This is a genomic window from Veillonella faecalis (assembly GCF_024677885.1).
GTDB classification, from domain to species: domain Bacteria; phylum Bacillota; class Negativicutes; order Veillonellales; family Veillonellaceae; genus Veillonella; species Veillonella nakazawae.
The window spans coordinates 218,560-241,161 of record NZ_JALBWL010000002.1 but is presented as its reverse complement, the minus strand read 5'-3'; the positions used below and the strand labels follow the sequence as shown (position 1 = coordinate 241,161).

Annotated in this window: 21 protein-coding genes; 3 read left to right on the top strand and 18 right to left on the bottom strand. The window is 39.9% G+C overall.

What is annotated here, in order from left to right; translation table 11 throughout:
• Positions 1 to 51 precede the first annotated feature (51 nt).
• The 12 genes from MOQ65_RS04840 to MOQ65_RS04785 form a co-directional block, all read right to left on the bottom strand.
• On the bottom strand, positions 52 to 843 hold the full coding sequence (locus tag MOQ65_RS04840; RefSeq protein WP_257846843.1) for a uracil-DNA glycosylase: 792 nt from the start codon (positions 841 to 843) through the stop codon (positions 52 to 54).
• A 465-nt stretch (positions 844 to 1,308) separates the two neighbouring features.
• A complete protein-coding gene (locus MOQ65_RS04835) occupies positions 1,309 to 2,082 on the bottom strand; it encodes an ABC transporter ATP-binding protein (RefSeq protein WP_105081743.1) in 774 nt (257 codons plus the stop codon).
• An 11-nt stretch (positions 2,083 to 2,093) separates the two neighbouring features.
• Positions 2,094 to 2,846, bottom strand: coding sequence for an ABC transporter permease (locus MOQ65_RS04830; RefSeq protein WP_038122972.1), 753 nt, complete (start codon positions 2,844 to 2,846; stop codon positions 2,094 to 2,096).
• A gap of 10 nt (positions 2,847 to 2,856) precedes the next feature.
• Entirely contained in the window at positions 2,857 to 3,810 is a 954-nt protein-coding gene (locus MOQ65_RS04825; protein WP_156719814.1) for an ABC transporter substrate-binding protein, read from the bottom strand.
• Positions 3,811 to 4,246: 436 nt separating this feature from the next.
• Entirely contained in the window at positions 4,247 to 5,875 is a 1,629-nt protein-coding gene (locus MOQ65_RS04820; RefSeq protein ID WP_257846842.1) for an ArnT family glycosyltransferase, read from the bottom strand.
• Between the two features lie 10 nt (positions 5,876 to 5,885).
• Positions 5,886 to 6,473: a DedA family protein gene (locus tag MOQ65_RS04815; RefSeq protein ID WP_105093691.1), complete on the bottom strand. Its 588-nt coding sequence runs from the start codon at positions 6,471 to 6,473 to the stop codon at positions 5,886 to 5,888.
• Positions 6,474 to 6,634: 161 nt separating this feature from the next.
• Positions 6,635 to 6,856, bottom strand: coding sequence for a DUF2922 domain-containing protein (locus MOQ65_RS04810; RefSeq protein WP_009352278.1), 222 nt, complete (start codon positions 6,854 to 6,856; stop codon positions 6,635 to 6,637).
• Between the two features lie 252 nt (positions 6,857 to 7,108).
• A complete protein-coding gene (locus MOQ65_RS04805; RefSeq protein ID WP_105093692.1) occupies positions 7,109 to 7,315 on the bottom strand; it encodes a DUF1659 domain-containing protein in 207 nt (68 codons plus the stop codon).
• Between the two features lie 321 nt (positions 7,316 to 7,636).
• Positions 7,637 to 8,383 (bottom strand): BUD32 family EKC/KEOPS complex subunit, encoded by a 747-nt coding sequence (locus MOQ65_RS04800; protein WP_257846840.1) that lies wholly within the window; start codon positions 8,381 to 8,383, stop codon positions 7,637 to 7,639.
• Between the two features lie 414 nt (positions 8,384 to 8,797).
• Positions 8,798 to 9,673, bottom strand: coding sequence for a CoB--CoM heterodisulfide reductase iron-sulfur subunit B family protein (locus MOQ65_RS04795; protein ID WP_060923769.1), 876 nt, complete (start codon positions 9,671 to 9,673; stop codon positions 8,798 to 8,800).
• A complete protein-coding gene (locus tag MOQ65_RS04790; protein WP_005385096.1) occupies positions 9,673 to 10,635 on the bottom strand; it encodes a succinate dehydrogenase/fumarate reductase iron-sulfur subunit in 963 nt (320 codons plus the stop codon). The genes MOQ65_RS04795 and MOQ65_RS04790 overlap by 1 nt, the downstream gene beginning before the upstream one ends.
• A 1-nt stretch (position 10,636) precedes the next feature.
• Positions 10,637 to 12,355, bottom strand: a complete 1,719-nt coding sequence (locus MOQ65_RS04785; RefSeq protein ID WP_257846839.1) for an FAD-binding protein — start codon at positions 12,353 to 12,355, stop codon at positions 10,637 to 10,639.
• 885 nt (positions 12,356 to 13,240) lie between these two features.
• Between MOQ65_RS04785 and MOQ65_RS04780 the strand changes: the two genes are divergently transcribed.
• Complete coding sequence (locus MOQ65_RS04780; protein ID WP_024066445.1) at positions 13,241 to 13,915, top strand: response regulator transcription factor; 675 nt, start codon at positions 13,241 to 13,243, stop codon at positions 13,913 to 13,915.
• Positions 13,893 to 15,308, top strand: a complete 1,416-nt coding sequence (locus tag MOQ65_RS04775; protein WP_257846838.1) for a sensor histidine kinase — start codon at positions 13,893 to 13,895, stop codon at positions 15,306 to 15,308. Before MOQ65_RS04780 ends, MOQ65_RS04775 begins: the two co-directional genes overlap by 23 nt.
• Positions 15,309 to 15,431: 123 nt before the next feature.
• Here MOQ65_RS04775 and MOQ65_RS04770 read toward each other — a convergent pair whose 3' ends face one another.
• The 4 genes from MOQ65_RS04770 to MOQ65_RS04755 form a co-directional block, all read right to left on the bottom strand.
• The gene (locus MOQ65_RS04770; protein ID WP_257846837.1) at positions 15,432 to 16,745 is read right to left on the bottom strand and encodes a DUF445 domain-containing protein; all 1,314 of its coding nucleotides are present in this window, start codon (positions 16,743 to 16,745) and stop codon (positions 15,432 to 15,434) included.
• Entirely contained in the window at positions 16,742 to 17,977 is a 1,236-nt protein-coding gene (locus MOQ65_RS04765) for a DUF445 family protein (protein WP_257846836.1), read from the bottom strand. The genes MOQ65_RS04770 and MOQ65_RS04765 overlap by 4 nt, the downstream gene beginning before the upstream one ends.
• Before the next feature lie 104 nt (positions 17,978 to 18,081).
• The gene (locus MOQ65_RS04760; RefSeq protein ID WP_257846835.1) at positions 18,082 to 18,783 is read right to left on the bottom strand and encodes an MBL fold metallo-hydrolase; all 702 of its coding nucleotides are present in this window, start codon (positions 18,781 to 18,783) and stop codon (positions 18,082 to 18,084) included.
• 190 nt (positions 18,784 to 18,973) lie between these two features.
• The gene (locus MOQ65_RS04755; RefSeq protein ID WP_060923763.1) at positions 18,974 to 19,330 is read right to left on the bottom strand and encodes a winged helix-turn-helix transcriptional regulator; all 357 of its coding nucleotides are present in this window, start codon (positions 19,328 to 19,330) and stop codon (positions 18,974 to 18,976) included.
• Positions 19,331 to 19,763: 433 nt separating this feature from the next.
• On the opposite strand from MOQ65_RS04755, the gene MOQ65_RS04750 reads away from it, so the two are divergent.
• A complete protein-coding gene (locus MOQ65_RS04750) occupies positions 19,764 to 20,393 on the top strand; it encodes an NAD(P)-dependent oxidoreductase (protein WP_257846834.1) in 630 nt (209 codons plus the stop codon).
• 183 nt (positions 20,394 to 20,576) lie between these two features.
• Here MOQ65_RS04750 and MOQ65_RS04745 read toward each other — a convergent pair whose 3' ends face one another.
• Together MOQ65_RS04745 and pta are read right to left on the bottom strand one after the other, a co-directional pair.
• Positions 20,577 to 21,368, bottom strand: a complete 792-nt coding sequence (locus tag MOQ65_RS04745; RefSeq protein ID WP_257846833.1) for a hypothetical protein — start codon at positions 21,366 to 21,368, stop codon at positions 20,577 to 20,579.
• A gap of 209 nt (positions 21,369 to 21,577) precedes the next feature.
• Positions 21,578 to 22,576: a phosphate acetyltransferase gene (gene pta / locus MOQ65_RS04740; protein ID WP_119207069.1), complete on the bottom strand. Its 999-nt coding sequence runs from the start codon at positions 22,574 to 22,576 to the stop codon at positions 21,578 to 21,580.
• Positions 22,577 to 22,602: the final 26 nt, after the last annotated feature.

Below are 22,602 nucleotides of genomic sequence, written 5' to 3'. Positions count from 1 at the left end.
ATTATTTTAACTATCTCAATTACTTATTATTTTAATTATCTCAATCACCTATTATTTTAAATAGGTATCTACCGCCTCAGCAAATCCTTGTCGATATAGATTAGCTCCACCGTTTGCGGGATGGCGCAAACCAATGGCAGATAGACCAAATTTGCCCATCGTATCCGCAGACTTTTGCCCTACGGCGAGCATAAGAGGTTCTAGACCTCCTAGCTCAAGATGTAAATCTAACAAGCGTTTTGTGTATTCCCAACCTACTTGTTGTTCTCTATCCGTAGGTGTACGGTTAGTCAATGGATTTCCATCCTTATGTGGGTGGAATGGGAATATATTCCATAGCAATGTATCATAGGTATTGATACCCTTTTCAACAATGGCACTCCATACCACAGTATCAGTAGGTTCATTAAAACCATCCTTTTGCTGTGCTCCTTTTAACAAAGAGCTAGTAGGTGAACTAGTACGTTCCAACTGAATAGGAGTTACATCCTTCGCACGAATGGTTTTGTGCTTATCTAGTAGCATTCTTTCACAAGTAATGGCAATCCCTGAAAAGCGGCCTCCTTGATAGCCTACAGCCTCTGCCACTACAAAGACCTTAGCTCGACCTAAGCGCGGCAATAAATAAGCGACCAAATTATCTCGGCGCACCTGTGCCGCATCAAAGCCCTTTGTGACAATCTCTAAATCAGGATTAACCTCACCCCAAGGATTATGGACAAGACTCCCCGAATACTGGGCGAGCCAATCTACAAAACCGCGCACCGTCTCTACGCGCTCTGTATCAAAGGACCCTATATATTCATCAAAAGACAAGGTCTTCTCTAACTCAAACAAAGACATACAGCCTCCAATTTAAATTTCATATGTTATTACCGATATATATCTACTATACATGATAATTACACGAATTGCATAAGAAATATATAGTTATATGTACTACAATCAAGATGTCACCACTCCGTTCTGGGGAAACAGGTACAGAAAGGAGGTGCAACAGTGAAAGATATTCTTATAATCCTTCTAGTTCCTATCGTGGTAAATGTGACCAGCTATCTCATTTGCAAGTGGTTAGATAGGAAATTTCATGGTGATTAACCCCGTTAGCTTAGACGACCATAAGCAATAAAAAACTCCCTCAAGTATTTCGCGGTTCTTGAGGGAGTTTTTTTTGTGCTAACAGTGAATTCTTACAATCCTTCAGCTACTTATAGTATACATTATTTTAGAGTTTTGTCTATTATAAAACACCCAAGCAGAAAAGTTCTTGGGTGTTTCTTTTGAGATGTATATAACTGATATATAAAACTAAATATAGAACTCGATTTTGTCTTCTTTTGCGAGTTGGAATTGTTCGAAGATATGGTTACGTATATTAACAAAGTTCGGCGATGTACGATCGGTTCTGTCGATGATGTTCACAGGGATGATAGTTTGTACACGACCTGGATTTGCCGCTAGTACTACGACGCGGTCCGCAAGGACTACGGCTTCTTCAATATCGTGGGTAACAAATACAACCGTCTTACCTTCTTCGCGGCAGATGCGAGAGATTTCGTCTTGCAAGTTGATACGTGTTAATGCATCGAGGGCGCCTAACGGCTCGTCCATGAAGATAATATCTGGATCTACCGCTAGTGCACGGGCAATGGATACACGTTGTTGCATGCCCCCAGATAGTTCTGCAGGATAGCGATTGCGAGCGTGATCGAGGCCTACCATTTTAACGTATTTATCGATGATAGCGGGACGCTCTTCTTTAGGCACCTTTTTACTTTCAAGACCAAGCTCAATATTGCTTTCCACCGTACGCCATGGCAACAAGCCATAATTTTGGAATACCGTTACATATCTGAGTTGAGGCGCTTTCACCTCTTCACCGTCGATAGTAATGGAACCAGATGTAACGAGCTCAAAGCCTGCTATAGCGTTTAATAGCGTACTTTTACCGGAACCAGAAGGGCCTAAGAGGCAAATAAACTCGCCCTTTTCAATATCTAGATTAATATCTTCAAGAATGGTGAGTGGTTCCCCATCTTTCATAAATTCCTTGTGTGCATTGCGCACCGAAATGTAACCCATGAGGCCACCTCCTATTTCTCAATACCCCAACGTTTGTAAATCCATTTTTCGATGAGGGACACGCCCCAATCGAGTAAAAGCCCAACGAAACCGATGGTCAAAATAGCTACCATCAAGAGATCGTTACGCAAGTTATTTCTCATATCGATAATAAGGAAGCCAAGGCCTGTTTGGGAGCCTACCATTTCCCCTGTTACAAGGAAGATCCACGCCGTACCGAGAGCGATGTGAAGACCCGATGCAATGCCTGGGAATACGGCAGGTAATACGATTTTAAATAATAGTTCTGGCTGTTTAATACCAAAGTTGCGTGCTACCTTGATGTACACAGGGTCAATATTTTGAATAGCAGATACGGTGGACAATAGCACCGGGAAGAATGCTGCAATAAAGATGATAACGATAGCTGGTGCTTGACCGATACCGAAGAAGAGAACGATAAACGGCAACCACGCCACAGGAGAAATTGGTCGAATGACTTGAACGATTGGATTGATGTAGTTCCAAATCCCCTTATACCACCCCAAGATAAGGCCGAAGAATACGCCAGCCACAACGGAAATGATGTAACCGATAAAGAAACGCACTAAACTATCTGCAATATCTTTAAAAAGAACACCGTCGCCTATAAGTTCTCCAAATCCGAGTAATACCTTATATGGCGTTGGAAATAGCGCTTCATTAAAACCGCCGAGTCGAACGATCAACTCCCAAATTAGCCAAGCTGCGATAAATGAACCTGGCACATATGTATATTTCTTCATGGTCCCCCTCCTATGGTAACAATGATGTATCTACAAACTCTGAATAGGTCGGCACTTTTTTGATTAAATCAATATGTGTCATATGATGCACAAGCGCATTATAACGGTCCTCTGTAAGGGCTAAATCTTTAAACCCAATCACTTGTAAGGAACGTTCAATAATAGGATCCTTAAACTTTAAATATTTTAAGGCAATTTCTTTTTGGGACTCTGGATGCTCATCTAGGTATTTACCTGCATCGAGATAGGCTTTTGTGAAAGCTTTTGCCAAGTCATGATGTTCATCGACGAATTGACCATTAAACACAAGAGCACAGCAAATATTATCATGCCAGAGATGGTCAGGATCTTCAAAGACCTTCCCAGTTCCCATTTCAAGGGCTAGAGAGCCAAATGGTTCGGCTACACTATACCCAGCAATTTGACCTACCGATAGAGCAGATGGCATTTCTGGAGGGCTCATTTCTACGATTTGTACATCTTTTTCAGAAAGACCCGCTTCTTCAAGCATGCAATCCACGAGAACTTTTTGAGTAGATTGTTTATGAGGGATAGCAAAGGATTTGCCTTTTAAGTCTTGAACGGAGTTAATATCCTTATTGACGATGATAATATTACCCTCTGTATGACCAAGTGCAGCAGCACGAACATCAATGCCTTGTTCACGAGCCTTTACACCCAGTTCAACAAGAACAGCTGCGGCATCTACCTTACCAGTATTTAACGCATCCATAAGCTCTGGCCAAGACCCATATTTAACAAGCTCTACATGAACAGGACCATCTGCCGTTTCTAATTCTTTTGTGGCGAATACTGGCAATGCATGGGTAATTGGTAAATAGGCTACGCGTACAGTCTTTAATTCTTGAGCCGTCTTTGGTTTATGGTGTTCATAATAACCATAGGCTATGCAGCCAATAACCAAGAGAACCACTCCGATGATTAGATACCATGTCTTCTTCATAACTTCCCCTCTTTCTACCTCACAACAAGGGGCGTTTTTGACACATGTCATTTTTCACACTTTTCTAAAACCTAGATGAAGTCTGGTTCTAGAATACCTTGTCTTCTAAACTTATTTATACCCTACTATATCAATATGTATTAATTATGTCAATAAAACACAGTAATATTGTAGGTATTATTATTTAAGTACGAAATACATCAATATAGACCAAATAAATCCAAATAAATATAGTAGTCTAAGTATAGTAGTCTAAAGATATGAACTACTATATCTACAAAACGATTTAGCACTCCAGCTTTAGCAATACTATAAACAAGAACTCTATCACTAAACAAAAAAGCAGGTAGTATCCATTGGATACTACCTGCTACTAGCTTTAATATTTTCAGCTTTAATATTTTCACTTATTGTTAGATTGTATGTGAAGATTCACTTAAAACAGTGTCTTTTTATTTAGTATATATACTTCCGCTGTACCAGCTTCGCTAGACTCAGATACATTTGGGTAGATAGTAGACTGACGGAAGTGCTTGATTTCACCTTTTGGAACGATGAGCATTAGAGGTTTACCAGAGGCGATTATCTTGTTAAATTCCTCTTCGTTAACTTGTTCCATAAGATATTTCTTTGACCACTCGGCACTGCGTTTTTTAATTTTATCTCGATCATCCCAGCGACTTTCATCACCGTTGATTTTAATAATCTTATGACCTGTATAGTATACAGCGGATGTACTGTACCCGTTGTAGTAATAGATATCCCCATCATAGGAGTCTACCACAGGCACTACATCGATATTACTACGCTGTTTTACAAATGGTTCTAACCCTTCTACCACAACAATGGAAGAAATAACCATCGTACCTAGGACAATGACACTAACAAGACGATACCCTTTTTTCGTATACCATGCGTGGAATAAAAGGATTACGGCTACAGCCGCCACAACATAGAGCAAGAAATAGAAACCCCATGGAGCGAAGAATGATCCCGCTACATAAGCAATCCATAAGAGTAAGGTAGGTCCCATAATGACCCATTTTACAGCTCTAGATTTACCTTTACGTATAATCTTCATAACGCCCATAGCGCCGATGGCACTAAAGGGAACTAAGCTCACGAATGTATATAAAGGATATTTTGTAGCCATTAAGGTGTAGAACAAAACGACCCCAACACCCCAAATCATGTTATAGATAAAGGCTGTATGACGCTGTTTAAAACCATCAATCATACCGTAAATAACAGCACCAGTCCACGGCAAAGAAGCACCTAGGAAGATGGCGATATAATACCACCACACATTATCTTCAGGATGTTCAGATTGTGTGGCCCGTGTTACATTGTGAAGCCCTAAGAAGCCATTGATAAAATCTTGACCGTGAACGCTGTACATATACATATACCACGGCAAGCAGACTACACAAAAGGCAAGAATGCCACGCCAATCAAAGATAGCTTTCACCATCGACCAAGAACGATTGATACCGGCAAAAACGAGTAAAATCATCCCCGGCAAAACGAGTGCTACAGGCCCCTTTGTGAGCACCCCGAGGGCTGCAAAGATATAGGCCACAATCATAGCATGTGGTTTCTGTTCCACCATTCCCTTATAGGAATAAATCATGACCATGATCGTCGTATAAAGTAGCACCATATCCGTAATAACGCCATGAGCTACGGTCCAGAACATGAGGGATGTACCAAGAACACCGGCCGCAATTAAGCCGAGGGCCCACTTGCCGCTCATAGTACGCGTCGATTGATACATAGTCGCTACAGATAAAGCGCCAAAGATAGCACTGGGTAAACGAACCACCCAATCGGCAATACCAAAGATTTTAAATCCAAGGGCAATGAGCCAATAAATCATAATCGGTTTATCGTACCAATAGGTGCCGTAAATTTGAGGTGACAACCAATCTCCGGAGAGAACCATTTCCTTAGCAGTTAACGCATAGTTAGATTCCACAGGATCCGTAACAGGCAACATATTATTGCCAAACAGATAAAAAACAAGCCATACAATAAATACGACTGGAGTTAATCGTGAAAGTTTCATAAGGGCCTCCTTATCGGCGATTGCGATAGTATTTAAAGCCCAATACAGCCGCTATAATAACGAATACAACAATCATAATAACCAAGAACTCATGATTATATTGGATTAGATCTTTCCAGTTTTCACCGAGTACTTTACCCAGGTAAACAAGAAGGATTGTCCAAGGAATCGTGCCTAGTACAGTCCAAATGACAAAATGCCACATTGGATAACGAGCCATGCCAGCTGGGAAAGAAATAAATGTACGAACACCTGGCAACAAACGGCCAAAGAACACCGCGGCACCACCATACTTATTAAACAACTTTTCAGCGAGTTCAAATTTATGTTCATTAAAGAATATGTATTTGCCATATTTCAAAAGAAGTGGACGTCCGCCATGCTCACCCATCCAGTAGGATAAGATAGAGCCTACAATCCCTGCTAAAATACCTACAACCATAGTCGTATGCAAATCAAATATGCCCTGAGCAATCAGATATCCAGCAAAACCTAAGACGATTTCACTAGGAATAGGAATGTTAGCATTTTCCAAAACCATTGCAATAAACATGGCTCCATAGCCATACGTTTCCATAAATGAAATGATATATTCCACTGTTTTACCCCTTTTTAATTCCCATACGGGTCCATTATGCACAAATTTTTGGGCATAGTATTTTCATCATTACCATACTTATTCGGTATATCTTATATTTTACCATAATAAAAAGGCCCTCACCACAGGTGAAAGCCTTTTTACCATTTAACTGTATACGATTATTGCAATTCAGTAGTTTGAGTTGTTACTTCACGAGCCGTAGTAAATGCAGCAAGTTCTGCATCACCAGAACCAAGGATTACTTTGTTAGCTACTAGCGCATTAGCCGCTGTTTTAGCATCTTGTAAAGTAATTCCAGCACGAGGAGCACTAATTGTGACTGATGTGCTTTTACCACCGACCGTAGAAAATGTAAGATATACAACGCGTTTTTCCGCCATGTGGGCGCCTCCTTTCACGTTTCATAAACAAGTTCTCGAATTTAGATAGAATAGGATGATTTCTGTAACTCTGCAATTCTGTAATTACACAAATTACAATTAGATTAAATATATCTATCTACAATTCATATCAATAAGGATGGGAATGTGAGGGTTTGCAATCTCTATATCCTGTTACGACTATGGGAGGATATAAAAACTAGCAATAAGAATGTGTTTGGATCACTTAAAAAACGAATAGATAAGATTCAATTAATGTCCTAAGGATACTTCATTGACGCGGACCACGTCGGACAAGCTGTGGTCATACAAGGCTGCCAGCGCATTACCAACGGTTTTTATATTATCGTCGGACGCTTCTTCTGCAACACGTGTATAGGTTACGTCTTTGTACTTCGGCGCATCTTCGGTGCCGATGTTAAAACGCAACACCAATTTAGTGCGTTTAATGTTAGCCATCATATCACCTCCTTTCACCCTCTTATATTCCTGAGGGTCCCTCTCGACAACCCCCGCTAGAGTAATTAAGGTAATCATTGTGAAAGTCAGAGAACAACAACTTTAAATCTATATTTCTTACAGTATTTATATAAATCTAACAAACAATACAGAAGTATACACGCTATAAACATGTCATAAATACAGAAAAAGACCCTTACAAATCATTAGCTATACAAATATAACTAACAACTGTAAAGGTCTACATAAGCCCATAAAGGGCAATGAAAATCTATAAAGTACCATAAACCATTATTAAGGTCTGTGCTCAATAGATAAATACTATTCAGTTTTCAAGGCTAGCATAAAGTCATGTGCTTTTACAGCTGCTTCAGTATCTACAAAGTGTAGCGGGTTTAATAAGCGACAGAATTTAAAGAGATATTCATGTTTACGTAAAATTTCTTTTACATGTAACACCGTATCGCGCGCCGTACGAGCCGAACTATAGCCATTCATCATAGCGTATAGGTAAGAAATCGGTAGATTATCTTCACGCAAATAGCTATGCACAAAGATGAGTAAATCCCAACCTTGTGGTGTAAATTCAGGCCAACGACGACCATTTTCCCAATCTAATAAAGTAACCTTATCAGTATCTGGATCATAGGTGATATCTCGCATGGCAGGACGGCCATGGGACAAACCATAGTCATGAAGTTGTCCCAATGTTTTACCAAAACTATAGAAGATATGAGTAACCATATCTTGTAAGCTATCATCATCAGGATGTTTAGCCGGCAATTCGCTATAATAGGTTAATGTTTTACCAGATCCTTCTGTAACGAAATAATGCTCTCTAAAACCAGCAATCACTGGCGCTACAGGCAACTGAGTATTTACGAAGGAAATTTTATAAAACTCATAATCAAAAGAAGCTCTAGGAGCTGGTTTAATCCAACTAGAGCGGTGATTACTGATATCTTGTTTTACATAATAGGTTTTATCATTAAACTCTACAGAAAAAACACGATGGTCTTTCTCTTCATCGATTATGCGATCAATATATTCTAATAACATATCATTCATTATAGCCTCCCTGTGTATAACACTCTACAACACTAGTGTCCCTCAGGCATATATTTCAAAAAAAATATAATATAACAATTTACCCTTCTATTGTTATATTCCTCGAAATATATAATATTAAATAATTTATGAGTAATAGCATATTAGCTATTACTCATTTAAGTGTATACAATTAATGTATTTATTATACTACAATTATCATCTCATATCAAAGAGAATTCACTTCACCAATACAGATAAACACTGTATTATCGGCAAACTCTTCATGTTAATCTCAAATAACTTACCTTGGTTTTAACCCACAAAAGAAAAACCCCCTAGCCTAAGCTAGGGGGTTCTTCTGGTAATTATGATAATAGGTTTAGATTTAAGACAATACGAGGACCAACTGAGGTCATGTCTAAATCAAACGAATTAACCAACGAATTTAGTCACTGCTGCAGTATCAGTTAAGTGACGTTTAGGCATGCCCATTTCTTCAGGGGAAATGCCAAGAGCAAGACCCACTAATTGGGACATGTGCAAGATTGGCATATCTTTGCCACCGCCAACAACTTCTTTTGCTTCTTTTTGGAACATATCAAGTTGCATTTGGCAAAGTGGGCAAGGAGTTACTACGCAATCCGCGCCTTCTGTAGCTGCATCTTTGTTGATGGAGCCAGTCATTTGCATTACGGAATCATGTGCAGGGTATACAGCATGGAAACCGCAGCAATCAAGTTTACGGGAGAAGTCGATTGGTGTAGCACCGATAGCAGAGATCAAATCTGCTAAGGATGTAGGCATTTGATAATCTTCGAAGCCCAATTCAGTTTGAGGACGAAGAATATGGCAACCATAGTATTCAGCTACACGTAAACCAGTTAAAGGTTTAACAACTTTAGCTTTCAATTTATCCAAACCGTAATCGCGGATCAATACCCATAAGAAATGAGTGATATCAGTTGTACCGCGGTATTGTTTACCGATTTGAGCTAATTTTTTGTTAACTTCGTTCTTTTCTTTTTCGTTTTTATCAAGCTCGTTTTTAGCTTCACGAAGCATCAAAGTACAAGTGTTACATACAGTTAAAAGGTTCAAACCTTTTTCTTCTGCCAATGCAATGTTACGAGCATTTGTAGCAAGTGTAATTTCTGGAGCGATGTCTTGAACGTGGGACGCGCCGCAGCAAGTCCAGCCGTCAAGCTCTTCCAACTCGATGCCTAATTTTTTAGCTACAGCAACTGTTGCTAAGTAGTCTTCTTTGGCAGCGCTTTCAAGAACGCAACCTGGGAAAAATGCGTATTTCATTATTTGCTTACCTCCTCAGCTGCTTTCATAAGTCTGCGAACACCATCAATACCATTTACAGGTTTTTGAGGTACTACAAGTTCGAATGGATTGATTTTGCTGTGTTTCCACAAACGTAAAGCATAGAATGCTTGTTTAGCGGAATCAACAACACCATCAGATTTCAAGCTCATAGAAACTTCTTTCAAGCGACCAGTTTTGTAGAGATCGTCTTTGAAAGCAACTGCATGGCGAACGCCTTTGCTGTTAGTAAGACCAGCTTTTGTAGCTTCTTTACGCAAGTTGGAAATATCTTGAGCAGGTTTTAAGTGTTTAGGACAACGGGAGATACAGTTCATGCAGTGAACGCATTTCCAAAGACCGTTGTCGAATGCAGGTTGAATGTGAGCCATAGGTGCATCATCACGGCTATCCAATACGAAACGGTTAGCTTTTGTGAATACATATGGTTCTAAGAAGTCATCTTGACGTGCAGTCAATTTGTTACATTCAGATGCGCAGCAACCACAAAGGATACATTCTGTACCAGCAACGAATTTTTTGAAGTCAGCTGGAGTTTGGCGAACGATTTTGTCACCTTCGTTGAATTCTGCTTTAAGGAAGATCCAAGGAGCAACTGTTTTCAAACGATCAACTTTTGCTTCCCAGTCAACAACTAAGTCGCGGATAACGCGGAAGTTGCCGATTGGTGCAATTGTCAATTCATCAGTACCATAACGTTCTGTTAATTCGTCGATTTTAGCTTCGCAACCAAGCATTGCTTCGCCATTTACGCGAATGGAGCAAGCGCCGCAAACTGCGGAACGGCAAGCTGCCAAGAATGTTAAAGTTGGATCTTGAGTATCTTTAATTTTTTGAAGGCCCCAAAGAATTGTACGGTCAGCTTCATAGTCAAATTTGAAAGTCTGTACAAACGCGCGACCTTGTTGGTAACGGTGAATATGGTAGGTGATTTGTCTCATCTTAGTACTTCCTTTCTTGTGGTTCGTATTTAGTGAACACTACGTCGCGTTCAGTCAATTCGTACTCGCCGTTAGCACCCAATTTGATCAAAGAGTGTTTTAAGTATCTTTCATCATTACGTTTTGGATGGTCTTCACGGATATGAGCACCACGAGATTCACGACGGTGTAAAGCGCCCATAGCAATAGCTTTAGCTACTGTTAACATGGAACCGATTTCACAATAGTTAACGAATGCCATGTTGTAAGTACGTTCAGGGTCACCTACATAACAAGTTTTATAATCTTCCATCAATTGATTGATTTCTTTTAATGCTTCAGTAATACCGTCTTCATTACGGAAGATACCTACTTTGTTCCACATTGCATCAGCCAATGCATCGCGGATTTCAACTACAGGACGACCGCCTTCACGAGTTGTTACTTCAGTGAATTTAGCTTCCCAAGCTTTTGCAGCTGCAGCTAATTCTGCATCTACGTTAGGTTGTTCATGTGTTTCAGCATAGTCAGCTGCGCCAGCACCGGATACTTTACCGAATACTACGCCGTCTGCCAAGGAGTTACCACCTAAACGGTTAGCACCGTGGATGGAGATACAAGAAGCTTCGCCGGAGGAGAACAAACCAGGCAATTCACATGCACAAGTTTTGTAATCAACTACGTCGATACCGCCCATTGTATAGTGACATGTAGGACGAATAGGTACTGGTTGTACTAATGGATCGCAATGTTCGAAAGTCATAGCCAAGTCACGGATACCATGAAGTTTTTCAATGATAACTTCAGGACCTAAGTGACGAAGGTCAGCTACTACGTATGCGTTAAGACCAGAACCGAAACCACGACCTGCAGCGATTTCATCTTCGATTGCTTTCGCTACAACGTCACGGGATGCTAATTCCATTTTGTTAGGCGCATATTTTTTCATGAAACGTTCGCCTTCAGCGTTAAGAAGGTAACCACCTTCACCACGAACCGCTTCAGACATCAAGATACCAGTACGACCAAGACCAGTTGGATGGAATTGAATCATTTCCATATCTTTCAATGCATTACCAGCGCGGAATGCTGCTGCCATACCATCGCCTGTGGAAAGGAATGGGTTTGTAGTACGAGTCCAGAAAATACGACCTGCACCACCAGTAGACAAGATAACTGCTTTTGCTTTAATTTGTTCTACGCGACCTTCTTTCATGTTCCACACAACTGCGCCACCAACGTGACCGTTTGCGTCTTTAACAAGATCTAAAAGGTACCATTCTTGTAAGAAGTGTACACCTTCTTTCAAGCATTGTTCATAAGTAGTGTGCAAAATTACGTGACCAGTTTTATCCGCAGAGTAGCAAGTACGTGGATAAGATTGACCACCGAAGTTACGTTGAGCAATTTTGTTTTGCTCTGTACGAGAGAATGGAGCACCCATGTGGTCCATTTCAAGTACGCCTTCTGGACAACGAGAGCAGAAGAATTCGATCGCATCTTGGTCACCAAGATAGTCAGAACCTTTTACTGTGTCGAAAGTATGAGTTTCAACTGTATCTTCAGCTGCAACGTTATTCAAACATGCATTTACACCGCCTTGCGCCATTGCTGTTGCAGAGCGAGTTGGGAAAATTTTAGTAATAAGAGCTACATTTAAGCCTTTGCGACGACCAACTTCAAGAGCCGCGCGTTGACCAGCGCCACCGCTACCTACTACTAGAACATCAAACTGTTCCATAATGACCTCCTCATAACTACCTATTAATAAGAAAATTTGTTAGACTATCTCATTTCAAAAACTTATAAAAATTTTTGATAACCTAATCATTTTTCTTTCAAGAAAAGCCCCATACTTATGCGACTTTTCTTATAGCTTTACATATAATTATAGAGAGCATTTGGTGTGATGTCTAAACCCTATTATGCATAATTAATTTTGATTAATCTAACTGATAATTTATTTCACTTATTATTTTTCTTGTTTACTTATGAACATTTAAAATAGATTTATGAATATTTCATACAAGAAGTTAAGGATATTACGAAAGTAATTCGGTTCCGAAATTTTTGTATATTTTTATTTCTTACAAGACATCAACTAGCCTTATAAATACTGTGTTTATTCAACGTCGAAATCATTCATAATAATTAATATCCGTTAAATTCCTACCAAAACTACCTCGATTTTAACCATCGAAAATCATTAAATTTCTACGACTATTATTGGTATTTATCTCTCTGATAATTATTATCACAAGTTTTTTTAGTGATTTCTTTCACACTCGCCAAAATTGGTAAAATCAGGTCTATCTATGCGCATACGGCAATCTTCGATATAGTTCATCTTCATTCATTAGCAGAATTCATTAAGTTTCAAGTTTTTCCCATCTTTTGGCTTTCAAAACATGAAGAAGACGCTTATAAACTCGCATATACATTCATCTTTTGCTCATTCCTGTTGTATAAGGTATGATAATAGATAAATAAGTTATATAATATTATATATATAGTCACCCTTATATGGTGTTGTGGCTTTCACAAAAAAGAAAGCTTATATATATAATGACTATATTAATGTAGTTGGAGAGCTATATTTTTAACTCATACATAAGGAGAACAGAGAATGAAAATTTTACTTGTAGAAGACGAAGAAATGCTGAATGGCATTACCGCCAAATATTTACGTGCAGAGAATATGACGGTTGATACATGCTTCAACGGTCAACAAGCGATTGATTATGTAAACACATCTAGCTATGACGTTATCGTTATGGATATCATGATGCCGATCCTCGATGGCATTAGTGCTCTTGCTCAAATGCGTAACGATGGCAATACAACACCTGTATTGCTTTTAACTGCAAAAGATTCCTTACAAGATAAAGTTACAGGTCTCAACACTGGTGCTGATGATTACCTTGTAAAACCATTTGATCTTGAAGAGTTAACTGCTCGTATCTATGCATTAGCGCGCCGTAACGCACGTCATGCACAAAATGATATCCATGTTGGTCCTCTTACTATCAATGTGCCTCAACGTACTGTTAAACGCGACGGCGAAACAATCACATTGACTGCAAAAGAATTCGACCTCTTATACTATTTAGCAAGTAACGAAAACATCGTATTATCACGTCAACAAATTCTTGATCACGTTTGGGAATACGATTATGAAAGCTACTCTAATCTTATTGATGTATACATCAAAGATTTACGTAAAAAGATCGATACTGATGAGAATGTAAAACTCATTCAAACAGTTCGTGGAGTAGGGTATGTCCTCAAAACAGAAAACTAATGATCCTCACCGAGATCTAGACACCATGTCTGGGGCAGCTACCGATTTATTTAATCGGCTGCCCCTAACTTTTAAAATCATGTCTTGGTATACCATCTTCTTGCTTATCATTTTGATGGTTGCATCCGCATGGATTTATGCATATACGCACGAATCCGATAACAAAGAAGTTCGCGAGCGCTTACAGCAGCAAGCAATGATCATGGCTACGGATATTCGTAAATTTAAGCCGTACCAAGATAACACATTCTTCTTTGTATCAACCCAGGACGGCTATATTATTAAAGGTGCGCTACCAGATGGCTTCCCTAATCAAACAGTCCTATCCTTGGGGCAGGTTGGAGAAATCGCTGTTGGCGATGATACCTTCTACTACTACGATACACCGGTTAACGAACCAAATTATCGCGGTATTTTGCGCGCCGTTACAAAGGTAAAAACGGCCTCTAAAAAAACAGAAAACCTTTTATATAGTTTATTATTAGGTGATGTTATATTCTTGTTGATTTCATCATTAGGCGGTTATCTATTCATCAAGAAAGGTCTCAAGCCGGTCCGAACCTTGACGAAAACAGCTAAGGTTATCGGTAAGAATAACGACTTAAGTCGCCGTATTGATATTTCATCCCGTACAGCACGAGATGAAATATACGAGCTTACTACCACATTTAATCGCATGCTTTCAGGCCTTGAAGACTCCTCCAATCGGGAGAAGCAATTTAGTTCTGACGTATCCCACGAATTGCGCACACCGATTGCGGTTATTAAAGCGGAAAGTGAGTTTGCTTTAAAATACGGTCGTACAGAAGATGATTTACGTGAAGGTCTGACACATATCTTGGAACAAGCCAAGTTTATGACAAACCTCGTAAGCCAATTGCTCGATGTAGCACGCCTTGAAAATGCTCATGACCTTAACTTAGTGCCTGTAGATGTGTCGTTAATGTTAACGAACATGGTACATGACTATACACGGCTCTGTGCAGAAAATACAGAAAAAAGGATTTCCATCACATCCACCATTCAACCTAATATGCGTATCGTCGCTCATGAAGTATCCTTACGTCGTGCCATTACAAACTTAGTTGATAATGCTATCAAGTTTACGAACTCCTCTATCGACATTTCAGCTAAGCTTGCAGGTGGTGAACTGATTATCACCGTAACAGATAACGGCATCGGTATCGAGCCGGAAAACCTCGAGCATATTTGGGATCGAATGTATCAAACAGAGCAATCTCGGAACAAGAAATCCAACCATGGTATTGGCCTTGGCCTGTACTTTGTAAACAAAGTTATTAACTTGCACCACGGCACAGTAACAGCCACCAGTGAACCTCAAGTAAAAACTACATTTACAGTTCGATTGCCATACAATAGAATTGAAGAATAAGCTAAAGCTTACATACATATAACAAAACGCTAGCACAGAGACATCGTCTCGTTGCTAGCGTTTTTTTGTATTATGTAGTGTTTTTGTATTATGTAGCGTTTATAGTATATAATCTTGAATGGTTTAGCCTATAAATTGTTGCCATAGCGGCATATAAACGTATTCCAGGAAGGTCCATACAACAAGCCCCGCTACGGCACCAACGATGGCACCATTAATACGAATCCAGCTGAGGTCGTCCTCCACCTTAGATTCGATGAAGTAAATAAACTTCTCTGTGCTAAGGCCGCCGAGCACTTGGCGTATGATGGTTTCAATAAGATCATAGCCCTGTTCGAGGACATAGATGCCAATATTGTGCAATGTATCTTCTATACGGTTTCTCAAATCTTCGGATTGACCATATACAGTCCACAATTCAAGGGCAATATTCACGAGAACTTGTGCTGGTGTTTCCCCATTTTCATCCCCTACGAGTAACAATTCCTCTACATACGGGCATAAATGGTTTTCAATGACAGATTCCCAATCTTGTTCACGAATCCAACGTTCCCACGCTTCATCAAGAGCATTACAAACCTCGCGGTTTTCTTCAATATGGCGAATTGGATCTACCCATTGGCGAAGCCATGCAGTCCGTTCAGGACTATTTGGTCGCTTCCAGTTTTCAAGCATAGCATAAGCCTCTTGAACGATAGCCTGTGCCAACTCATGGTAGTTCACCACATCGGTCGCTTCAGACATGGAGATGAGGAAATCGGACCAAAAGCCTTTTCTCTTTTTCTTATGGGCCTCTTCTGCTACAACCGCTGTAAGCCATGTCACCATAGCTGGATGGTTGATACGTTCTTGAATTACGTTCAATACCTGTACAACCATGCTTTCATAGCGATTATGTTCACATAAATCGAGCAATACGTGTTTTAACACAGGTACGAGGGAGTGTTTTTCTAGTAAACCGCGAATGCGTTTTGCCCCCCATTGAGCCCATTCCTCGCTCGTTTGAGATTTCCATAATAGATGCAACCCTTGATGAATCACGAGACGCGCTGCTCGTTGCCCTTCCGGTGATAGCAAGAACTTTTCAAACAATGGAACAAATTCCACATTATTTAACAATACCTTGCAACGATCCTTGGTAAGCATCTTTGTCTCAACCAGCTTGATAACGCCGTTAATAAGGCGATCCTTATTTCTAGGAATTAACGCTGTATGATACGGGAAACCGAGCGGCTTACGGAATAAGGCTGTTACGGCAAACCAGTCGGCTACGCTGCCGATGAGCGCAGACTGTACAGCCCAATAAAGCGGCTGATACCAGCTTTCATGACCATAGAGAAATTGACCTACAAAAACAAAACAGTACAATACAGCAGTCAAACCAAGAATACCGTTTGCGCGCTGCCGCAAGGTGAGGGATTTCAAATATCTAATCATTTGAGCACCCCCTCTATCAAAAGGTATAAACCGTAGAATATACCACCTAAAACAGCCCCTACGAGTGAGCCGTTAATACGAACCATTTGAAGGTCATAGTACATCTTGCCGCGTACGATTTGGGTGATTTCCTCAGGTGAATAGCGAGATAGTTCCTGCCCTACCACCTTATCGATAAGAGGGTTCAATTTTTGTAACCACGGAATACTACGAATCAAGAAGAACCGTTCAAAGGGCGCTTGCTTATCTGGGTTCAACAAAATTTCCGTACCGAGCACATTAAAGCGACCGATAATGATATCCATGAGGCGTTTCCAGTCCACAGTATCGCCGTCGATGAGCTTGCCTTCCCATTCTTCGAGAACCATTCGGATCCATTGGTCTTTATGCTCTTCGATAAAAGCTTGCCACTCTGCATTAGTTTCCAAATTATTGAAGAAACGAATGGCTTGGCCCCATACGTAGCGACCTAGCGCAGAATCAATGGACTCATTTTCCTTCAAGAATTGAACGGCCTTTTTCTGCACCGTTTCTACCAATCGTTCTGGTGAAAGCCCATCGCCGCCAAAAGCAATGGCCAATTCACGGAAGAAGGAGTCCTTCGTATAGGTTTTCATAATGTCTAGCATAACGCGGTACAAGTACGGATATACTTGATTAGATGCGATGACACGCTGACATGTACGGTTAAAGTAGAGCCAGAAAACACTTGCTGTTTGGCGCTCTAACATGCAGCGACCAAATAAGATAACGAGAGGTGTCGCCTTCCAATTTGTAACACCTTTATATATAGCCTTGTTGATTTCCTGACGCATCGGCTCAATGTCCATATGGGACAAGACCTGATTTCCTACACCGTACAAAATATCGCGCATTTGGCCTTGCCCTACATCGCTCATGCCGTATTCGATGATACGGACCATAACGCGTTCTTTTTTTATGGCATAATACATCTGCGGCACGCGCAACAACTCTTCACTGAGCATGGTGCGCCCCATTTGAATAAGACGTTCCTTGCTACGCGGCAAGATGGCTGTCTTAAAGGGAATACCCAAAGGCTTCGTAAAGAGTGCCGTTACCGCATACCAGTCCGCCAAGCCACCGATCATAGCGGCCCCAGATACGTGCATGATAAATGCCCAAAACATATCTTGCCGTTGTGGATATGAAATTAAAAATATAATAGCCATGACAACTAATAGGGTAGTTGCCACTGGTTTAGTTTTCATCATCACTTGATCCTAACTTACTAAATTACGTATATAGACTCTCCCCATATAACGTAGTGACCACATAGGCCACGAACTTTCACATACTACAACTTGTGAAAGTATATTTAGAATGTGCATTCATCCCCATCTTTTTGAGGTTCCCATACAGGGACATCGCCAAAGAGAGCTTTAAAATACACAGATGGTGTCCATAGTGGTCCATTTAGATGCATAGGAATAAAGGCTTTTTTTACCTCTACACGGCGCAAGAACTCAATACTGCCCCACTCCATAGCGTCTTCTAGACGATTATCTACCGGGAACATCGCCACGTCTACAGATAAGCCGTCTAATTCCTTAAACTCACGCCATGCCATGCGTTTTGCATCAGCATTATTCTCCGGCGTATCACCAAGCCAATGCCACCAGTTAAGGTCACCTGCATGGAAGATAGAATCAGAGTCGATGTCAGCCGTATTTGTCTTTACGTAGAAAGAACCGCCTTCATCAGTGCTACCATACATATGGATGCCTATATCATCAAGTGTGGCATCTTGGCCAGGGCGCATAGTAATACATTTCTTCACCTTGCCCTCTAATGGTACATCTTGATGGCAAATATAACGAGTTTGAGGACCATCAAACTCTGTAATAGACGGATTAAAGTGATCACCGTGAGTATGACTCACAAAGAACCAAAGCTCACGACCGCGTTTCGCTAATTGCCAAACTATATTATTAGGATCTTTATAATAATCAAATACATAGCAACGCTTACCATCATCTACGAGGAAGCCGCTATGCGCTAAAAACGTAACATTTAACATTATTATCAATACTCCTCATTTATTGAGAATTTATATCATTCGTATTGTTTATTATACCATATTTTTCTTAATACATGGCATAAACAAATGGCTATTTATGACATATATAAAGGCCTTTTTATAGCCTTATCAAATATATAGTGCCCCAGGTTTATAATCATAATAAGGGCAGAAATGCCGCTGCCGCTTCTTACATGCGGCCAGCGGCTTTCATATAATCAATATATTGGTTCCCCCATATTTCAAGAGATGCAAGAACAGTTTTGAATCCAGCTCCAACTTCCGTAAGGCTGTACTCAACCTTTGGTGGAATGGTGCCGTATACTTCACGGTGCACAAGGCCATCATCCTCTAATTGGCGTAACGCTCTAGTAAGTGTTGCTTGTGTAATTGGATATAAGCGGCGCTCTAATTCACGGAAACGCACAGGACCTTCGGCTAATTCGTGCATGATCAACAAAGACCATTTACCGGCTAATAACTTTTGACTCGTTGCAAAGGGACATCTGCCCACTAAGTCATGAACATTTACGAGTTGCTCTGCCATTGTAATTCTCCTTTTCTATATAGCTTAAGTAGCTAGTTATAACAAGGCTAAACCTCTATAGCTAAGCTCAACCATGTATAGCTACACTACTATTTCCATTTCAAGATTAGAAATATGTCTTTCTAATGTAGTTCAAATCATATCACAAATTTATCATATTGCAAGCATTTTACAGTATCTTTTTTTAGGGTACAAATTATTTTGAAAAAATTTTAATCAGTATTTATCATAATTCTATCACTTTTGATAGTACCTCTCCAAAATGATTCTACTATTCAAAATATTGGCACCTTTATATAATGAGGTCATCAGCTGAACACAATAACAACTACGAAGTAAACTTTACTAACCTGTATCTAGAAAATAACTTTACTCCATCACATAAAAAACTATGCGCTCAATAAAAGAGACTTTCACAAAAAGGAGAATCATCATGAATATTTTAGTAATCGGTGCAAATGGTAAAGCAGGTCATCGTATAGTAGAAAAAGCCCTCAAAGCAGATCATCAAGTAACGGGCGTTGTTCGTCGTGAAGGCGCCATTGAAGGCATTCCAACCATCGTAAAAGATGCGTTACAATTAACAAAACAAGAACTAACTCAATTTGACGTAGTAATTAATGCTACTAGTGCTTTCACACCAGATACATATCATTTACCAGCAGATTTGACATTATTACTCGTAAAAGCATTAGCTAACACAAATACACGCCTCATCGCTATAGGTGGTGCAGGCAGTCTCTATGTAGACGAAGATCATACCGTTCAACTAAATGATACACCAGAGTTTCCTCCAGAGTTCCTAGTTCGTTCCAAAACCCATGGTAAATCTGACGATATTTTGCGTAAATTTAGCAATGTAGACTGGACAATGTTTACCCCACCACCAATCTTAGATGCAGAAGGTCCTGAATCTAATGACTATGTATTAGGTAATGAAAATGTTATCTTAAACAAAGAAGGCAAACCTTATATCTCATATGCTACATTCGCACAAATTCTAGTGGATGAAATCAACAACCACAAGTTTGGGCGTCAACGTTTTACTGCGGTACAAAACTAACAGCCTTTAACCAAAGTTATAATTCAGGTTCCCTGTCGATGACGGGATTTATTTTTGAAGGCAACAACTAGTACAAGTAAATAGCAAGATTATAGCTAAAAACAACTATAAAAGAGCCTCTACGGGCATTCCTTCATCAATAGGGAATCCATAGAGGCTCTTATTTATATATTGAGTTTATACTTAAACAAGTTGATTTACATCATATTTGAAAGCAGCCGTTCTTTCAGCCGCAGTTTTCTGCCATTCTGTAGGTGCTGTACCATCCTTTTCAAGGAAGAATCCAGAGTCAAGATAGCGAATGATGATATAGTTGGAATCTTTTTGATCAAAGCCATTACCACGACTGAAGTCAATGCCATGACCTGTATTGCGTGTTACGATGGCTTCCAATAATGGCAACGTAATGGCATTCAACGTGATTTTCATATCAGGAGAATCAAAGATCTTTTTAAGGAAAGAGCTAGGTTTTTCTTCCTTGTATACTAGCAATTTACTAATCGTGCCATTAGATGCACATACTACGCGACGAATATCTTTAATAGGAATATCTACCTTACCATTAGAGATAACGCCGTTTTTAATGGTAATTTCTCGTTTACCCATAAAGGAAGAGTCTAATGGCAATTGAAGAGTATCTAAGTTCGCAGGAAAATCTGCGGTCAATTTATTTCGAGCAAAGGCTGTAAGAATCGCTTTTGTTTCACGAATGTTATGACCAATGTTAGATTCTGTACGGTCCGTATCTAAATCTTGGCCTTCTATATTTTTCCAATTATGGTCTCTAAACAAAATCGTATAGTTACTATTTGAATTTAGATATCTTGTAAGATATAGCTCATTTACATCTTCAAAATCAATGTCAGTGATAACCGTACCATTAGCATCTTTACAGAGCACACCATTGTAACTAATAGTTAAAGTACGATCAGAACCTTCAAAAACAACAGGATTTGTGTCGAATACAGAAATCATAGCCCTCTCCTTTTCACAATTTCAATCACAGTTCCCCAGCACATACTGGATATATCATCGAAATACATATATTGATTAAAGTTATTAATCAAATATTCTTAACTTAATCATACACCTTCTATATAGATTTACACAAACAAAAAAGCTGATTCCGAAGAATCAGCTTTTTCTATTTCATTGAAAAGTTTCAAATGAAGTTTTAGTTGAAATTAGATGCTTTCAACAGCAGCGATAGCAGCAACGTCTACAACGTCTTGAGCAGAGCAGCCACGGGAAAGGTCATGAACTGGTTTAGCCAAGCCTTGAATCAATGGGCCAAGAGCGTCAGCGCCGGAGAAGCGTTGTACCAATTTGTAACCAATGTTAGCAGCTTGAAGATCAGGGAAGATCAAGATGTTAGCTTTACCAGCTACGTTGGAGCCAGGAGCTTTCTTTTCTGCTACGGAAGGAACGATGGAAGCGTCCAATTGTAATTCGCCATCGAATTTGAAGTCAACGTTGCGTTCTTTCAAGATGTTAACAGCTTCTACTACTTTGTCTACTTCTGGAGTGGAAGCGGAACCTTTAGTGGAGAAGGACAACATGGATACGCGAGGATCAGCCATGCCAACAACTTTGCGAGCTTTTTCTACAGTGGATTCTGCGATATCAGCCAATTGTTCGCTAGTTGGGTTAGGCAATACGCCGCAGTCGGAGAATACGAGCATACCGTCGTCGCCATATTCTTTTTTGCTTGTGAACATGAACATGGAAGAAGATACTGTTTTAAGACCTGGTTTAGTACCTACAACTTGTAATGCAGCGCGCAATACGTTTGCAGTTGGGCAACCGGAACCAGCAACCATGCCATCTACTGCGCCAAGACGAACAAGCATAGCGCCGAAGAATAAGCAGTCACCTTTCATAGTTGCGTCAGCTTTTTCAGGAGTCATACCTTTTTTAGCGCGCAATTCTACGAATGTATCAACCATTTCTTGGTAACGATCGTAGTTAGCTGGATCGATGATTTCAGCACCTTCGATGGATACGCCAACAGCTTTAGCAGCTTCAGCGATTTCAGCAGGATTACCTACTAATACAGGTGTTACGAAACCTTCTTTCAAAATGATTTCAGTTGCTTTCAATACACGTTCATCTTTGTATTCTGGCAACACGATTTTTTTACCTAATGGTTTTACTTGGTCTTTTAATTTTTGAATTAAATCCACGATTTTTGCCTCCTTAACATTGGCTT

Coding starts and splice junctions, on each gene's coding strand:
- MOQ65_RS04840 (WP_257846843.1), bottom strand. CDS start 843: ATGTCTTTGTTTGAGTTAGAGAAGACCTTGTCTTTTGATGAATATATA.
- MOQ65_RS04835 (WP_105081743.1), bottom strand. CDS start 2,082: ATGGGTTACATTTCGGTGCGCAATGCACACAAGGAATTTATGAAAGAT.
- MOQ65_RS04830 (WP_038122972.1), bottom strand. CDS start 2,846: ATGAAGAAATATACATATGTGCCAGGTTCATTTATCGCAGCTTGGCTA.
- MOQ65_RS04825 (WP_156719814.1), bottom strand. CDS start 3,810: ATGAAGAAGACATGGTATCTAATCATCGGAGTGGTTCTCTTGGTTATT.
- MOQ65_RS04820 (WP_257846842.1), bottom strand. CDS start 5,875: ATGAAACTTTCACGATTAACTCCAGTCGTATTTATTGTATGGCTTGTT.
- MOQ65_RS04810 (WP_009352278.1), bottom strand. CDS start 6,856: ATGGCGGAAAAACGCGTTGTATATCTTACATTTTCTACGGTCGGTGGT.
- MOQ65_RS04805 (WP_105093692.1), bottom strand. CDS start 7,315: ATGGCTAACATTAAACGCACTAAATTGGTGTTGCGTTTTAACATCGGC.
- MOQ65_RS04800 (WP_257846840.1), bottom strand. CDS start 8,383: ATGAATGATATGTTATTAGAATATATTGATCGCATAATCGATGAAGAG.
- MOQ65_RS04795 (WP_060923769.1), bottom strand. CDS start 9,673: ATGAAATACGCATTTTTCCCAGGTTGCGTTCTTGAAAGCGCTGCCAAA.
- MOQ65_RS04790 (WP_005385096.1), bottom strand. CDS start 10,635: ATGAGACAAATCACCTACCATATTCACCGTTACCAACAAGGTCGCGCG.
- MOQ65_RS04785 (WP_257846839.1), bottom strand. CDS start 12,355: ATGGAACAGTTTGATGTTCTAGTAGTAGGTAGCGGTGGCGCTGGTCAA.
- MOQ65_RS04780 (WP_024066445.1), top strand. CDS start 13,241: ATGAAAATTTTACTTGTAGAAGACGAAGAAATGCTGAATGGCATTACC.
- MOQ65_RS04775 (WP_257846838.1), top strand. CDS start 13,893: ATGTCCTCAAAACAGAAAACTAATGATCCTCACCGAGATCTAGACACC.
- MOQ65_RS04770 (WP_257846837.1), bottom strand. CDS start 16,745: ATGATTAGATATTTGAAATCCCTCACCTTGCGGCAGCGCGCAAACGGT.
- MOQ65_RS04765 (WP_257846836.1), bottom strand. CDS start 17,977: ATGATGAAAACTAAACCAGTGGCAACTACCCTATTAGTTGTCATGGCT.
- MOQ65_RS04760 (WP_257846835.1), bottom strand. CDS start 18,783: ATGTTAAATGTTACGTTTTTAGCGCATAGCGGCTTCCTCGTAGATGAT.
- MOQ65_RS04755 (WP_060923763.1), bottom strand. CDS start 19,330: ATGGCAGAGCAACTCGTAAATGTTCATGACTTAGTGGGCAGATGTCCC.
- MOQ65_RS04750 (WP_257846834.1), top strand. CDS start 19,764: ATGAATATTTTAGTAATCGGTGCAAATGGTAAAGCAGGTCATCGTATA.
- MOQ65_RS04745 (WP_257846833.1), bottom strand. CDS start 21,368: ATGATTTCTGTATTCGACACAAATCCTGTTGTTTTTGAAGGTTCTGAT.